Here is a 14,191-nt window from a genome sequence, read left to right as displayed (position 1 = left end):
ATATAAGTATTTTTTTTACAGATAATATATTTAAATATATTATTAAGGAGAAATGAAATGAGTAGAGAGAAAAAAACTGAATGTAATAATCAATGGGCAACTTCTAATATGTTTTTAACAAGTAAAGCAGAAGTCAAAGAGAAGAATGAAAGAAATAATGAGTGGGCTTCAACATTGAAGAAAAGTCCAGATGTATATGATGAAGATAATAATAAATAACTGAAAAATTTCACCACCTTTCTGTTAATATGAGAAGGGTGGTTCTATTATTTATATAGAAAATCTATAAATAATGGTTATTTATAGAAATAATTAATTAGAAGCAATATATTATTTATAGTAAAATACTAATGCAATGATACATCAGGGAGGGAAAAGATGAAAAATAAATTAATCAAAATGTTACTTTGCGTAGCTATGGTAGCAACAATGGTAGTGGGATGTAGTTCTAATTCGTCTGACAAGTCAGATGAATCTAAAAGTGAGTCAAATGTAAAAGCAGATGCAGTAGATAAAAACAAGGTTTTTGTAACACCTGACTGGGTACAAAGTGTAATAGATGGAAATCAACCAGAATCAGAAAACTATGTTATATTAGAGGCATCTTGGGGAACATATAAAGATAGTCCAGACTATACAAAAGGACATTTACCAGGGGCTTTACATGTAGATATAGCAAGCGTAGAATCAGAACCATACTGGAACTTATCAGAACCAGCAGTAATTGAAAAAGGAATGTTAGACCTAGGCGTTACAAAAGATAAAACTGTTATATTATATGGAGCTGATGTTTCTGGAACTGCGAGGGTAGCTTATGCTTATTTATGGGCAGGCGTTGAAAATGTAAAAATCCTTAATGGTGGACTGTCTGCATGGGAAAAGGCAGGATATAAAACAGAAACGGATGTTGAAAAAGCAACAGTTGCAACTGATTTTGGGACAACTGTTCCAGCACATCCAGAATACTGGATGTCTATAGATGACGTACAAGAAAAATTGAAAAATGATACTAATTTCAAACTAGTTAGTATAAGAAGCGAAGCAGAATTTTTAGGTGAAACAAGTGGATATAACTATATAGATAGAGCAGGTGAGCCTAAAGGTGCAGTTTGGGGTCGTGGAGGAAGCGATCCATATAATATGGAAGATTATACAAATGAAGATGGTACATATATAACTGCTGATAAAATGGAAGAATTATGGAAAGACCTAGATTTCAGTAAAGAAAATGAACTTTCATTCTATTGTGGTACTGGATGGAGAGCTACAATTCCTTGGTTAATAGCTTATGATGCAGGATGGGAAGGAATGACTCTTTATGATGGTGGATGGTATCAATGGCAAATGAATGATAACCTTCCAGTTCAAGTTGGTGACCCAAGCAGTGATGATGTAGTTTACACTACAGTAGGAAAATTATCAACAGATAAAGCTGCAAAATAAAATAAATAATGTATAATAATAATAAGCACTGTATAAAATGCAGTGCTTATTTTAGTAAAAAATTCTTATAAGTAACGAGGTCGATATTTAAATGAAGAAATTGAACAAAGGATTTTATATAATAGTAAGTATATTACAGATTCTATTATTAATAGGAATGTATGTAGTGAATTATTTCACACGTAAGAGAATGGGAATGTTACGATTCGTCATTTACAAAAATAGTACTTGGGAAAGCTTATATCCAATTGCGAAAATACAATACTTAGTTATTGCTTTGTTTGCAATATTAATGATATCAATATTAGTATTTTATTTAAAAAGAAAGTCACAGCTAAATAAAAATACACTAAGTAGAAATATAGTTATGATTGTACTTGTAGTTATTTACTTAGGCTTTAACTTGTTATATTCTACTGAAGATTTTAAAGCGTTTTATTTTATGAATGCAATGCTGGCAGTAGTAACTTTTTTACAGATTATAAAAGTATTTTTTGTAGTTCTATTAATATAAGTGAAAAATGGAGGATAAATATTATGCTAGAAGCAGGAGTAAAAGCACCAGAATTTAAATTATTAGATAAAGACGGAAAAGAAATAAGTTTATCAGACTTTAAAAATAAAAAAGTAGTTTTATATTTTTATCCAAGAGATAATACACCTGGATGCACTAAACAAGCATGTGCTTTTAGAGATAGCTACGAAGAATTCACATCAAAGGATGTAGTTGTAATAGGCATAAGCAAGGATAGTGTAAAATCACATAGCAACTTTGCAACAAAGCATGAATTACCATTTATATTATTATCAGATCCAGAACTTGAAGCTATAAAAGCTTATGATGTATGGCAAGAGAAGAAATTATACGGAAAAGTTAGCATGGGTGTGGTAAGAACTACATATATAATTGATGAAAATGGAATGATAGAAAAAGTGTACAACAAAGTTAAAACTGATAAAAATGCAGGAGAAATTTTAGAGTATTTAGGATAGATATAAGGGAACCAAATTTTATTTGGTTCTTTTTTTATGGTATTATAAAATAAGATGGGAGTGAGACATTTTGAAATTACAAAAACCAGGAATGAGAAATATAAAAACAGGTATAGGAGTTATGATTTGTGTACTAGTTGGATATTTGAACATAGTCGACAAAACTTTCTTTGCTGCAGCAGCATGTATTGTTTGTATGCAGACAACTGTAAAAGGTTCTGTAACAGTTGGATTTAATAGATTGAAGGGAACTTTTATAGGCGGTTTAATAGGATTCCTATTTGTAATTATTAAACCAGGAGATCCTATATTATCTTGTTTAGGAGTTATCACAACTATTTATATTTGTAATCTTTTAAAAGTAAATAATTCTACAACTATTGCTTGTATAGTTTATTGTGCTATTTATTTAAGCATAGGTGATGCAAATCCGATAGCTTATTCTATTTCTAGAATACTAGACACATCTGTAGGAGTAATTATAGGTGTAGCTGTAAATTATTATATATTCAGACCTAATTATTTAGAAAGTATATATAAAGAAATAAAAGCTATTGAAAAAACATCAATTAAGCTATTAAAAAGTGAAATAGAAAAAGGTGTTAATACTGATATTTCATCCTTGAGTAAAGAAATTACAAGATTAGAGGGATTGTATAAAAACTTTTTAGACGAATTAGAGTATAGGAATGAAGAAGTTGATGATGAAGCAATAAATGATGTCATTAAACGATGTAAACATATTTATCTACACCTTCAAATTTTAGAGCAAATGAAAGATAAATGTTATTTAAATAAAGAAAATTATATTAAGTCAAAAATTATATACGATACCTTGCCTAAAGGAATAGAAATTAAAGATGATAGAAGTGCTGTTTATAATTATCATATTAGTGCCATTATTGATAACATTAATGAAATACATGTAGTAGAGGAAAATAATAACGAAAGTGATCTAATTGAAACAGTTTAATTTATATGAAAAACATTTAAAAATACTTAAAGAAAAGATAACTCATAATAATTTTTTTTCAGTGTTATAATTAGCTTGTCAGTATAAATTCACGTTTAGACAGGGGGAATATTATTATGAGTTTTAACATGCCAAAATACACTCATCCAGATTTTAGTGAAGAAAAATTTAAAAATTCACCAAATGCAAAAATTGAACTAGTTGAAAAGGACAGAGTTGCACCAGAGAATTATCACGCTATGTCAATTTATCCAGAATACTTTAAAATTAATGGTGAATGGATATTAGCTGAAGAAACAAGAATGGACTGTGTTCCAAGATTGAATGATAATAAGATAGAAATAGTAGAATTTAGACATTTGAAAGTTGGAGACAAGATTATTGTTGGAAGAACTGAAGATGCTAGCGAAGGAATATATCTACACACAACAGGTTTTGAAGATAAAAAAGTTGAAGAAGAAGCTTTTGCTTTTAGAGGAAGTAGATCAAGAGAAACTTCTCAAACTATGGACTACGATCAACTAATTGAACTTTTAAAACACGAAAAAGAAAATGGGTATATAGTATGGGTAATGGGACCAGCAGCAGTATTTTCTAAGGGGGCTAGGGAGTCATTAACAAAATTAATAAACAATGGATATGTAGATGCTTTCTTAGGTGGAAATGCTGTTGCAACTCACGATTTAGAAGCAGGGGTATATAACACGGCTTTAGGTCAAGATATATACACTCAATGTTCTATAAAAGATGGTCATTATCATCACCTAGATTTATTAAATAAAGCAAGAAAATATGGATCAATAGAAAAACTTATAGAAGAAGAAAATATAACATCAGGATTAATTCATTCTTGTGTTAAAAACAATGTACCTATTGTACTTGGTGGTTCAATAAGAGATGATGGTCCACTTCCAATAGTGATAGCAGACGTTTATGAAGCACAAGAACAAATGAGAAATCAAGTAAGAAAAGCCACAACTGTAATTTGTATGGCAACTCAACTACACACAATTGCGACAGGAAATATGACGCCATCATTTAGAGTTGTTGATGGAGAAGTAAGGCCAATATACTTCTATACAGTAGATACTTCAGAATTTGCTGTAAATAAGTTAAAAGATAGAGGAAGTTTAAGTGTAAGAACGATGATATCAAACGCACAAGACTTTTTACAAAGATTAGCTGATAATTTATAATATAAAGAAACTGCTTTTATAGCAGTTTTTTTTATGAAAATATGGCGAAAACATGTCATATTGTATACAATTTTATTAATATAAAGTTAGAAAAATAACTAAAATGCAAGGGGGATTGTATGAGAGCTATAATAACTGTAATTGGGAAGGATAAAGTAGGAATAGTAGCTGGAATAACTACTGAACTTACAAAGTACAATATTAATATTATTGATATCAACCAAACTATAATGGAGGAGTTTTTCACCATGGTTTTAATGGTTGACTTAAGTAAAGCCAAGGAATCATTTGATGAAATAAAAAAGGCCTTAGTATTAGAGGGAAAAAGTTTGGGTGTTGATGTGAAGATTCAAAGGGAAGAAATATTCAACTCAATGCATACTGTCTAGGAGGATGTAATGAATATAAATAATATATTAGAAACCATAAGAATGATAGAAGAAGAAAAATTAGATATAAGAACTATTACTATGGGAATATCATTGTTAGATTGTATAGACTCAGATGGAGAAACGTGTAGGGAAAATATCTATAATAAGATAATGACTTGTGCAAAAAATTTAGTAAAGGTAGGAAAGGAAATTGAAAATGAGTTTGGAATACCTATTGTAAATAAAAGAGTATCCGTAACACCTATTTCCATAATCGCAGGAGCGACAAGTGATGAAGACTACGTTGAATTTGCCAAAACTTTAGATAAAGCAGCAGAGGATTTGGGAATTGATTTTATAGGGGGGTTTTCTGCTTTAGTTGAAAAAGGGTGTACAAGGGGAGATGAAATTTTAATTAAATCTATTCCAAAGGCATTAGCTTGTACAAATAAAGTTTGTTCATCTGTAAATGTGGGTTCAACTAGATGTGGATTAAACATGAATGTCATAAAAGAAATGGGAAAAATCATAAAAGAAACTGCTGAATTAACAAAAGAAGCAAAGGGATTTGGTTGTGCCAAGTTAGTTGTATTTTGTAATTCAGTAGGAGACAATCCGTTTATGGCTGGAGCATATCATGGTGTAGGTGAAGCAGATGTAGTCATAAATGTGGGGGTAAGTGGACCTGGTGTGGTTCAAAGAGCGCTGGAGAAAGTAAGGGGCGAATCTTTTGATGTGGTGGCAGATACAATAAAAAATACAGCATTTAAAGTAACGAGAATGGGTCAACTAGTTGGACAAGAAGCATCAAAAAGATTAGACATACCTTTTGGAATAGTAGATTTATCTTTAGCTCCAACACCTGCAATTGGTGATTCAGTAGCAAATATTTTAGAGGAAATGGGTCTTGAAACTGTGGGAACACATGGTACTACAGCAGCACTTGCTCTTTTAAATGATGCAGTGAAAAAAGGTGGAGTAATGGCATGTTCTAGAGTTGGTGGACTTAGTGGAGCATTTATACCAGTATCTGAAGATGCAGGAATGATTGATGGAGTAATAAAGGGATCTTTAAATTTAGAAAAGTTAGAAGCGATGACTGCTGTATGTTCAGTAGGATTAGATATGATAGCAGTAGAGGGAGAAACTACAGCTGAAACTATAAGTGCTATGATAGCTGATGAAGCTGCTATAGGAATGGTAAATAATAAAACAACTGCGGTAAGAATAATTCCAGCACCAGGGTGTGAAACAGGAGACATGGTTGAATTTGGAGGACTACTTGGAAGGGCTCCAGTAATGAAGGTTAATAAAAACTCGTCAGCAGATTTTATAAATAGAGGTGGGAAAATTCCAGCGCCAATACATTCTTTTAAAAACTAATAAGCAAATAGGAGAGCACTTTTTCAGTACTCTCCTATCTAGCAGCTTTTTTTTGTGAAACCATAAATATTGTTTTAAATAAAGAAGTTACAATAAGAACCCCCATTGATAAAGCAACAGCAATAAATAGTACATCAGCACCCTTTGCAATGGCAGCAGTATAATTACCTTGAACTAAGTAAAGCATAGTATTATACATACCAAGTCCTGGAACAAGAAGAATAATTCCTGGTATTGTAAAAACTATGGCAGGTTGTTTTAATCTTCTAGCAAGTAACTCACTACTTAGTGAAACTAAAAGTGCAGCTATAAAATTTGACATTATGTTATTATTTGTAACTGTCATTAAAAAATAATATATAGCCCAACCTATTCCACCAACAAATCCTCCTGGGATTAAAGTAGATTTAGGCGCTTTTAAAAATATAGCAAATCCTATGGTAGAAATAAAAGAATATATAAAATGCATGAAAACAGGCATATTAGTCATTATAAAACACCTCCAAGTCTTAACCAAATATCTAACACTATACCAACACCACAAGCTATACTTACAGCAGTAACACCAGCATCAAATGCACGAGCTACACCAGACATTAAATCGCCTGAAATTAGATCTCTTATACCTTTAATGAAAGAAACACCTGGAAGTAATGGCATGATAGCTCCAACGACTAACATGGTAGGTGCAGAGATTATATTTAGCTGAGTAAGTATTACACCTATGAAAGCTATAACAGATGAAGCAATTAAGCTAGCAAAAGCAGGTATACTACTTAAGCTTATTATTTTGTTGTAAATCTTTACAGCTAAGATAGAGGTTATAAATGTAGATACAAAGGTAGGAATATTATTTCCTTCAACTAAACCTGCAAAAAAAGCAGAACCAATACCTGTGCTAATATACTGGATTAATTCAGAGTACGAATCAGAACGATTAATTTTCTTAATCTCTTTTTTTGCCTCTTCTACAGTTATTTCCGTATTGCTAACAAACTTCCTAGAAAAATCATTTAATAATGAAATTTTATGTAAGTCTATAGACCTAGATTTTATTGATTTTAAAAATGAATAACCATCAAATTTATAATCAGATATTATTATTACTGTAGGTGATGCAAATACATTTACATGATTAAATCCTCTTGAATTACAAACTCTAAGGACAGTGTCTTCCACACGATAAGTTTCAGCTCCGTTAATCAACATAAGCTCACCTAAAAACAATGCTAATCCTAGCACATCCTTTTTATTAGCAGGACTAAACTCAACTCTCATTAATTTTCCTCCATATATAATGATAAATAAATTATTATTTTGTCGAAATAGTTAGATTTATAAAAAATACAAACCTAGAGTAGTATATAATATTTACAAAAAGAAAGTCAATAAGATAGTTAAATATTAAAAATTCGACTTGCTAATGTCATAAATAACCCTGGAAAGAATGGCCATTGCTCCTTACAATAAAAAAAACTGCTACTTAGCAGCTTTTTTTATTGATATTATATGTAAAGTTTTAACTAGAGATGTTATAACTAAAATTCCTAAAGATATGGCCCCACCAACGAAGAGTACATCAGCACCCTTTGCTATAGCATTGTTGTAATCATTTTGAACTAAATAAAGCATTGTATTATACATTCCCAGACCTGGTACTAAGGGAATAATACCTGGTATTATAAAAATTATTGCAGGCTGTTTTAATTTTCTAGCAAGAATTTCACTAATATAAGAGACTAACAAGGCAGCAACAAAGTTTGACAATATATCGTTTCCAGTTAATTGTACCAAATAATAAAATACTGACCAACCAATACCACCGACAAGTCCGCTAGATATAAGGGTTGATTTAGGAGCATTTAGAAAAATAGCAAAGCCTACAGTAGCAATAAATGAATATATGAAATGCATATATAAAGGCATATCTGTCATTATAAACTTCCTCCTAATCTAAGCCAAATATCTAAAATGATACCAACACCACAAGCTATACTTATAGCTGTGACGCCAGCCTCAAATGCACGAGCTACACCGGAAATTAAGTCACCAGCAATTAAGTCCCTTATTCCTTTTACAAAAGACACACCAGGAAGTAGAGGCATAATAGAACCAACTATTAATAAGGCAGGTGTGGGAAGCACGTCTATTTGTGATAGTATGACACCCACAAGCGCTATAAAAGTTGAGGCAATTAATGAAGAAAATGCAGGTATAGTACTAATTTTCATGATTTTTTTGTAAATCATGACTGCTAATATAGAAGTAATAAAAGTTGAAATAAAAGTAGGAATATTGTTCCCTTTTAATAGGGTTGCAAAAAAAGCAGAACCTATTCCAGTTGAAAAACTTACGACCAACGGAGTATAAGATGTAGTGTTAATAATTTCTTTTAACTCCTTCATAGAATCTTGTACTGTTAAATCAGTATTACTAACATATTTTCTAGAAAAATTATTTAACATGGAAATCTTATTTAAATCTATAGATCTAGATTTTATAGTTCTCATAAATGAATATCCGTCAAATCTATAATCAGAAATAATTATGACTGTTGGAGATGTAAATACATTTATGTGATTATAGTTTCGAGATTTGCATATTCTAATGATAGTATCTTCTACACGATAGGTTTCTGCACCATTAGCAAGCATAAGCTCACCAATAAATAATGCTAGTCGTAGTATGTTTTTTTTATTATCAGGTTTAAATTCATTTTCCATGAAACTACCTCCTTAAGTTGTCACAATAAATTTAAAATTAATTATATCTATATTATGTAAAAGAGGAGTATTCTAAACCTGTAAAAGTGAATAATCATAAATAAAAAACTAAAAATATAAGCATAAAAACTTTATAACTTATATACTTATAAGTGAGATATATAATCAAAAGTAAGGAGGAATTATAGTGTCCCGAGTATATTATGTATCGGATTATCACTTTTTTCATGAGTTAGCATTAAAAAGAAGCAGAAGTGAATACTTTAATGATATAAATGAAATGAATGAAGAAATTATAAAAAGGCATAATGATAAAGTTAAAGACGATGATCATGTCTACATATTAGGCGATGTTATAGTATGTGAAGAAAAAGATTTAGAAGAAAAACTTAATATGACAGTAGGGAGATTAAAGGGCCATTTACATTTGATTTTAGGAAATCATGATTATAAGTTTCGTGATAATCCTATATTTTTGAATTATTTTGAGACAGTTGAAGAAAGTAAGTTAATTAGAGATAACAATAAATGGGTTCAGCTTTGTCATTATCCTATACTTTTATGGTATAGAAAGAATAAGGGAGCATATCATGTTTTTGGTCATATGCATGATGACTCCTATACTAGAGAATTTTATATTATTAAAGATGAAAAGAATATATTTAATGCATGTGTGGAGATTAATAATTTTGAACCATGTAATCTAGAAGAATTGATTATGAATAATGAAATTTTTTATAAAAAGCACTAAACTAAGATTACAATATTATCTAGTTTAGTGCCTCTCTTTATTTATATATATATTAATTATTATAATAATTATCCCTTAAAAATTGAGCGTTTTTTCTATTAACTAAATATTTTTTTAGTTCAGTTAAACATAAAAATAAAATAGCTCTATTTTCAAATTCTTCTCTGTCTTTAGGAAGAGGCTGAGTTTTCATATCATTAGAAATCCTATTCAAATCACTTAATAAATTAGTAACAGTATTAGCTTCGAAAGAAGTATTTCCAACTTTATTTATAAACTCAGACACTATATATCCTTGAGAAGGAACGTAATTTAGCTGAGATACTAATGTGTATAGATTATTTAGGATATCTCTTTGACTTTTTATTATCTCCATATGCTCTAAGAAATACTTTGTATCGCTTAGTAAATTATTATTAATATTTTCATAAGCATCTTTAGTACTGTTTTTTATTAATTTATTCAATTCATCTAAGTTGTCTTGGAAAGAAAGGTTTTTATCTGGATTACTTATTATATCAGCAATGTCCATTAGAATTAAGCTAACTTGTTCTTGCAGCTTTTGTTGACCAAGATAAATTTTATGAAAATTAGAAGGCATATACATGTTGATTATTATACCTATTCCAGCACCAATTATAAAAAGTCCTGTTTCATTTAATATCCAATAAATACTCATTGAACTTTGAAGTAAGTAATGAGAAGAAATAACAACACACATTGCTATAACATATCTTATATTTAATACAAAGCAAGTACCTATTATAATTAATATGTATAAAGAAAATGCAAATAAATTATAGCCTAATAAATTGAAACATATATATGAATAGACTGTGCATAGTACAAATCCAAATAACTTTCCGAAAGCTCCTTTTAAAGTTTCTTTTTTCGTATCTTTTACAACTAAAAGAGTAATTACTCCAGCTACAGTTGAATATTGAAGTTTAAAAAAAGATGCAATAATAATTGCTAATATACTTCCTAATGATAATTTTAATACTTTAACTGCATCTGTTTTGTTCAAGTTAAAACCTCCTTGTAAAATTATATTATTCATATTTTATCATAAATATAGTATTTCATGAAGAAATTATATAATATAGTAAAAGGACATATGTCCTTTTGATTAATTTTAATAATTATTAAAATTAAAATAGTACAAAACTTAGGAGCAAGTTAAAATGTATGACAACTCATTATACAAAGAAATAGAAAATAAAAAAGTTAAAGAATTTATAAGAAATATACCTAGGCATATAAAAGGAAACTGTAATTTTAAATGTATTGAAAAGGATAAAATAGTTGTACTTAAGGAACATGAAATAGAAAAAATATATATACATTGTAAAGGGAAAATGATAGTAAGAAATGAATTTGAAAATGGCTTTATATATGATTTCGCAAGTATTGAGCCCATATCTTACATAGGGGCTATGGAGATTATGGCAAATAAAAATATCTATTCTTCCACATTACAAACTATGACGAATAGTATAATTCTTGAGATGGATAAATTTGATTTTATAGAATGGATTAATAATGATCATAAGTTGACATTAGATGTATTGCATTTTGTATCAAATCAAATGTATGAACAGTCATTAAAAACAGGAGAAGTTTTAGCTTATCCAGCTATAGGTATTTTGATAAATTATTTAATTAATGTTTTTGAACGAAGTAATAAAAATGAAGTTGTATTGAAAAAAACAAGAGAAGAAATAGGCTCTATTTTAGGATTTTCAGAAAGAACAGTTAATAGAAATTTGAAAATACTAAAAGATGAAAACCTAGTTTTTGCAGATAGAAGAGGTATTTTAATTACTGAAGAACAATGTGAAAAACTATATAAGAAATTAGATTCAATAAAAAATAAATGAGCTAATTATGGGGGACATTCAAATGAATCAAGTATTGGAAATAATAAAAAATGAGACATTAACTTATAACCAACAATTATTACAGTTGGCAGGATATGCAGGAAATAGCATAGAGGTTTTTGATATAGACGAAGAAACTAAAAAATTATTGGATGCAGAAATAATATGCACAATGTTTGAAGGAAACACTCCTTACAGACCAAGATATGTTATACCAAACTATGAAGTTTTAATGGAAAAAGGGTGTGAATTTCTAAGTTTAGAAGCACCGACTGATATTTGGGAAGCAACTAATAGCTTATTAATTTTATATAAACATGTACCATCTATAACATCGTACCCAGTGTACCTTGGAAATATAGATACACTTTTAAATCCTTTTGTAAAAGATGAAGAAGAGGCTTATAAAGCAATAAAGTTATTCTTAAAGCATGTTGATAGTGCATTAACAGATTCATTTGTTCATGCGAATATAGGACCAGTTGATACTAAAGCAGGTAGATTAATACTTAAAGCTATGAAAGAATTAGAATGTGCAATGCCTAATTTAACAGTTAAATATGATAAAGATATAACCTCAAAAGAATTTGCTAAGCTTTGTGCAAGTACTGCTTTAGTTACTGCAAAGCCAAGTTTTGCTAACCATAAAATGGATACAGCTGATTTTGGAACAGAAAACTATGCATTAGCTTCTTGTTACAATGGATTTATAGTAGGAGGTGGAGGTTACACTCTAGTTAGATTAGTTTTAAGTAGACTAGCAGAAACTGCTGATTCGGTAGAAGATTTCCTATACAATAAGCTACCATTTGCAGCAGAAAAAATGCTTAATTATATAGATGAAAGAATTAAATTCCTAGTTGAGGAAGCGGCTTTCTTTAAAACAAGTTTCTTGATTAAAGAAGGATTTATAAAAAAAGAATTATTTACAGGAATGTTTGGTATGGTAGGTCTTGCGGAAGCAGTTAACCATTTACTAAATGCAACTGAACAAAATGATAGATTTGGCTATGGAGATGAAGCAAACGAATTAGGATTAAAAATAGTAGAAAAGCTTAATGAAGTAGTGACATCATATAAATCACCATATGTGGGAGATGCTTATAAAAATAATCATGTTATGCATTGCCAAGTTGGTATAGATACTGATACAGGAATATCTCCAGGATGTAGAATACCAGTGGGAGAAGAGCCAGAAATATTTAAACATATAATTCAATCAGCGCCATTCCACAAATATTTCTTCAACGGAATAGGAGATATATTTGTATTTGAAGATACTTATAAAGATAATCCAGAAGCTATCGTAAATGTTATAGATGGAGCATTTAATTCAGGAATAAGATATATATCTGCTTACGCAGGTGGATGTGATGTAGTTCGTGTTACAGGATATCTTGTGAAAAAATCAGAAGTAGCACAACTTGAAAGTGGACAAGCAGTTAAAAATAATGCAACTGTATTTGGTATGAATGCTAAAAATGGAGCAAAAGCATTTGATAGAAGGCTGAGAGATTAATTATGGCTTTAGTTAATAAAATTATTCCGTTTTCATGTATAGATGGACCTGGAAATAGAACAGCAATATTTTTTCAGGGGTGTAACTTTAAGTGCACCTATTGTCATAATCCAGAAACCATAAACAAGTGTGTAAACTGTGGATTATGTGTTAAAGTTTGTCCTGTAGATGCTTTAAATATTGTGGATAAAAAGGTTACTTGGGATGATAAAAAATGTGTTGCATGTGACGCATGTATTCGAGAATGTGATAACTTATCTACTCCAAAAACTAAGGATTATTCAGTAGATGATTTATTTGAAGAAATTAAACAAGTTAGCCCTTTTATTCAAGGAATAACTGTTAGTGGCGGTGAGGCTACACTTAATATAGATTTTATAGCTCAATTGTTTAAAAAAGTAAAAGAAGAGCTTGGCCTTACTTGTTTTGTTGATACTAATGGGAGTATTGATTTAACACAATATGAAGAGTTCGTAAATTTAACCGATAAATTTATGATAGATGTTAAAAGTATGGATGAGAAAGAGCATGTTAAAGTAACTGGACAGAGTAATGATATTGTGATTAAGAATGTAAAATACTTACTTGATTTAGATAAGATTTATGAGGTTAGAACTGTAATAGCACCAACTTTAAATAATGAAAATACAGTTAGAGAAGTGTCAAAGATAATTAAAGATAAGTGTAAATACAAGTTTAATATATACAGACACCATGGAGTGAGAAAAGAAGGTTTGGATTTTCATGGATATGTAAGTCCTGACGAGGAAGAAATTAATAAATGTTATAGAATCTACAAAGAAAGTATTTTATAGAAGAAAACACATTGATATTTTGAACTGCACCCTTCATGTGGAACAATATAAAACAACCTAGGCTACCTTTTTCTTGTATTTTACAGGAGAAAGGTAGTTTAATTTTGCCTGTATTCTTTCTTTGTTATAATAATCTATATATTG

The 14,191-nt window shown here is 29.7% G+C and carries 18 protein-coding genes; 12 read left to right on the top strand and 6 right to left on the bottom strand.

Going from position 1 to position 14,191, the window contains the following annotated elements; genetic code table 11:
* Window positions 1-57: 57 nt before the first annotated feature.
* The 8 genes from QX51_RS20495 (at window position 58) to QX51_RS00930 (ending at window position 6,359) form a co-directional block, all read left to right on the top strand.
* On the top strand, window positions 58-219 hold the full coding sequence (locus QX51_RS20495; protein ID WP_161791880.1) for a hypothetical protein: 162 nt from the start codon (window positions 58-60) through the stop codon (window positions 217-219).
* Between the two features lie 159 nt (window positions 220-378).
* The gene (locus QX51_RS00960; protein ID WP_039678031.1) at window positions 379-1,443 is read left to right on the top strand and encodes a sulfurtransferase; all 1,065 of its coding nucleotides are present in this window, start codon (window positions 379-381) and stop codon (window positions 1,441-1,443) included.
* A 91-nt stretch (window positions 1,444-1,534) separates the two neighbouring features.
* Window positions 1,535-1,957: an Asp23/Gls24 family envelope stress response protein gene (locus tag QX51_RS00955; RefSeq protein ID WP_039678029.1), complete on the top strand. Its 423-nt coding sequence runs from the start codon at window positions 1,535-1,537 to the stop codon at window positions 1,955-1,957.
* Window positions 1,958-1,980: 23 nt separating this feature from the next.
* Entirely contained in the window at window positions 1,981-2,436 is a 456-nt protein-coding gene (bcp, locus tag QX51_RS00950) for a thioredoxin-dependent thiol peroxidase (RefSeq protein ID WP_039678028.1), read from the top strand.
* 70 nt (window positions 2,437-2,506) lie between these two features.
* Window positions 2,507-3,409, top strand: coding sequence for an FUSC family protein (locus tag QX51_RS00945; protein ID WP_039678027.1), 903 nt, complete (start codon window positions 2,507-2,509; stop codon window positions 3,407-3,409).
* A gap of 116 nt (window positions 3,410-3,525) precedes the next feature.
* Entirely contained in the window at window positions 3,526-4,605 is a 1,080-nt protein-coding gene (locus QX51_RS00940; protein ID WP_039678026.1) for a putative NPN-dependent ornithine cyclodeaminase, read from the top strand.
* Between the two features lie 119 nt (window positions 4,606-4,724).
* On the top strand, window positions 4,725-4,994 hold the full coding sequence (locus tag QX51_RS00935) for an ACT domain-containing protein (protein ID WP_039678025.1): 270 nt from the start codon (window positions 4,725-4,727) through the stop codon (window positions 4,992-4,994).
* A 9-nt stretch (window positions 4,995-5,003) separates the two neighbouring features.
* Window positions 5,004-6,359: a PFL family protein gene (locus tag QX51_RS00930; RefSeq protein WP_039678024.1), complete on the top strand. Its 1,356-nt coding sequence runs from the start codon at window positions 5,004-5,006 to the stop codon at window positions 6,357-6,359.
* A 34-nt stretch (window positions 6,360-6,393) separates the two neighbouring features.
* Here the strand turns inward: QX51_RS00930 and QX51_RS00925 are convergent, their stop codons facing one another.
* The 4 genes from QX51_RS00925 to QX51_RS00910 all read right to left on the bottom strand — a co-directional run bounded on the left by QX51_RS00925 (window position 6,394) and on the right by QX51_RS00910 (window position 9,082).
* Window positions 6,394-6,849, bottom strand: a complete 456-nt coding sequence (locus QX51_RS00925) for a threonine/serine exporter family protein (protein WP_039678023.1) — start codon at window positions 6,847-6,849, stop codon at window positions 6,394-6,396.
* The gene (locus tag QX51_RS00920; protein WP_039678022.1) at window positions 6,849-7,637 is read right to left on the bottom strand and encodes a threonine/serine exporter family protein; all 789 of its coding nucleotides are present in this window, start codon (window positions 7,635-7,637) and stop codon (window positions 6,849-6,851) included. The genes QX51_RS00925 and QX51_RS00920 overlap by 1 nt, the downstream gene beginning before the upstream one ends.
* Before the next feature lie 201 nt (window positions 7,638-7,838).
* Complete coding sequence (locus tag QX51_RS00915) at window positions 7,839-8,294, bottom strand: threonine/serine exporter family protein (protein WP_039678021.1); 456 nt, start codon at window positions 8,292-8,294, stop codon at window positions 7,839-7,841.
* Window positions 8,294-9,082, bottom strand: a complete 789-nt coding sequence (locus QX51_RS00910; RefSeq protein WP_039678020.1) for a threonine/serine exporter family protein — start codon at window positions 9,080-9,082, stop codon at window positions 8,294-8,296. The genes QX51_RS00915 and QX51_RS00910 overlap by 1 nt, the downstream gene beginning before the upstream one ends.
* 187 nt (window positions 9,083-9,269) lie before the next feature.
* Here QX51_RS00910 and QX51_RS00905 point away from each other — a divergent pair, with 187 nt between their 5' ends.
* Window positions 9,270-9,833, top strand: coding sequence for a metallophosphoesterase (locus tag QX51_RS00905; protein WP_039678019.1), 564 nt, complete (start codon window positions 9,270-9,272; stop codon window positions 9,831-9,833).
* Window positions 9,834-9,885: 52 nt separating this feature from the next.
* Here the strand turns inward: QX51_RS00905 and QX51_RS00900 are convergent, their stop codons facing one another.
* Window positions 9,886-10,860, bottom strand: coding sequence for an aromatic acid exporter family protein (locus QX51_RS00900; RefSeq protein ID WP_039678018.1), 975 nt, complete (start codon window positions 10,858-10,860; stop codon window positions 9,886-9,888).
* A gap of 157 nt (window positions 10,861-11,017) precedes the next feature.
* On the opposite strand from QX51_RS00900, the gene QX51_RS00895 reads away from it, so the two are divergent.
* From QX51_RS00895 to QX51_RS00885, 3 genes are read left to right on the top strand one after another with little or no spacing between them, the layout of a single operon-like run.
* Window positions 11,018-11,713: a Crp/Fnr family transcriptional regulator gene (locus QX51_RS00895; protein ID WP_039678017.1), complete on the top strand. Its 696-nt coding sequence runs from the start codon at window positions 11,018-11,020 to the stop codon at window positions 11,711-11,713.
* Between the two features lie 22 nt (window positions 11,714-11,735).
* Window positions 11,736-13,232, top strand: a complete 1,497-nt coding sequence (locus QX51_RS00890; protein WP_039678016.1) for a YjjI family glycine radical enzyme — start codon at window positions 11,736-11,738, stop codon at window positions 13,230-13,232.
* A 2-nt stretch (window positions 13,233-13,234) separates the two neighbouring features.
* The gene (locus QX51_RS00885; RefSeq protein WP_039678015.1) at window positions 13,235-14,047 is read left to right on the top strand and encodes a YjjW family glycine radical enzyme activase; all 813 of its coding nucleotides are present in this window, start codon (window positions 13,235-13,237) and stop codon (window positions 14,045-14,047) included.
* A gap of 57 nt (window positions 14,048-14,104) precedes the next feature.
* Here the strand turns inward: QX51_RS00885 and QX51_RS21720 are convergent, their stop codons facing one another.
* Window positions 14,105-14,185 carry an IS3 family transposase gene (locus QX51_RS21720; protein WP_408645542.1) on the bottom strand — a complete coding sequence of 27 codons (81 nt, stop codon included), beginning with the start codon at window positions 14,183-14,185 and terminating at the stop codon, window positions 14,105-14,107.
* Window positions 14,186-14,191: the final 6 nt, after the last annotated feature.

Origin of the sequence: Terrisporobacter othiniensis (assembly GCF_000808015.1) — a bacterium.
GTDB classification, from domain to species: domain Bacteria; phylum Bacillota; class Clostridia; order Peptostreptococcales; family Peptostreptococcaceae; genus Terrisporobacter; species Terrisporobacter muris.
This window is presented reverse-complemented; position numbering and strand designations above follow the sequence as displayed.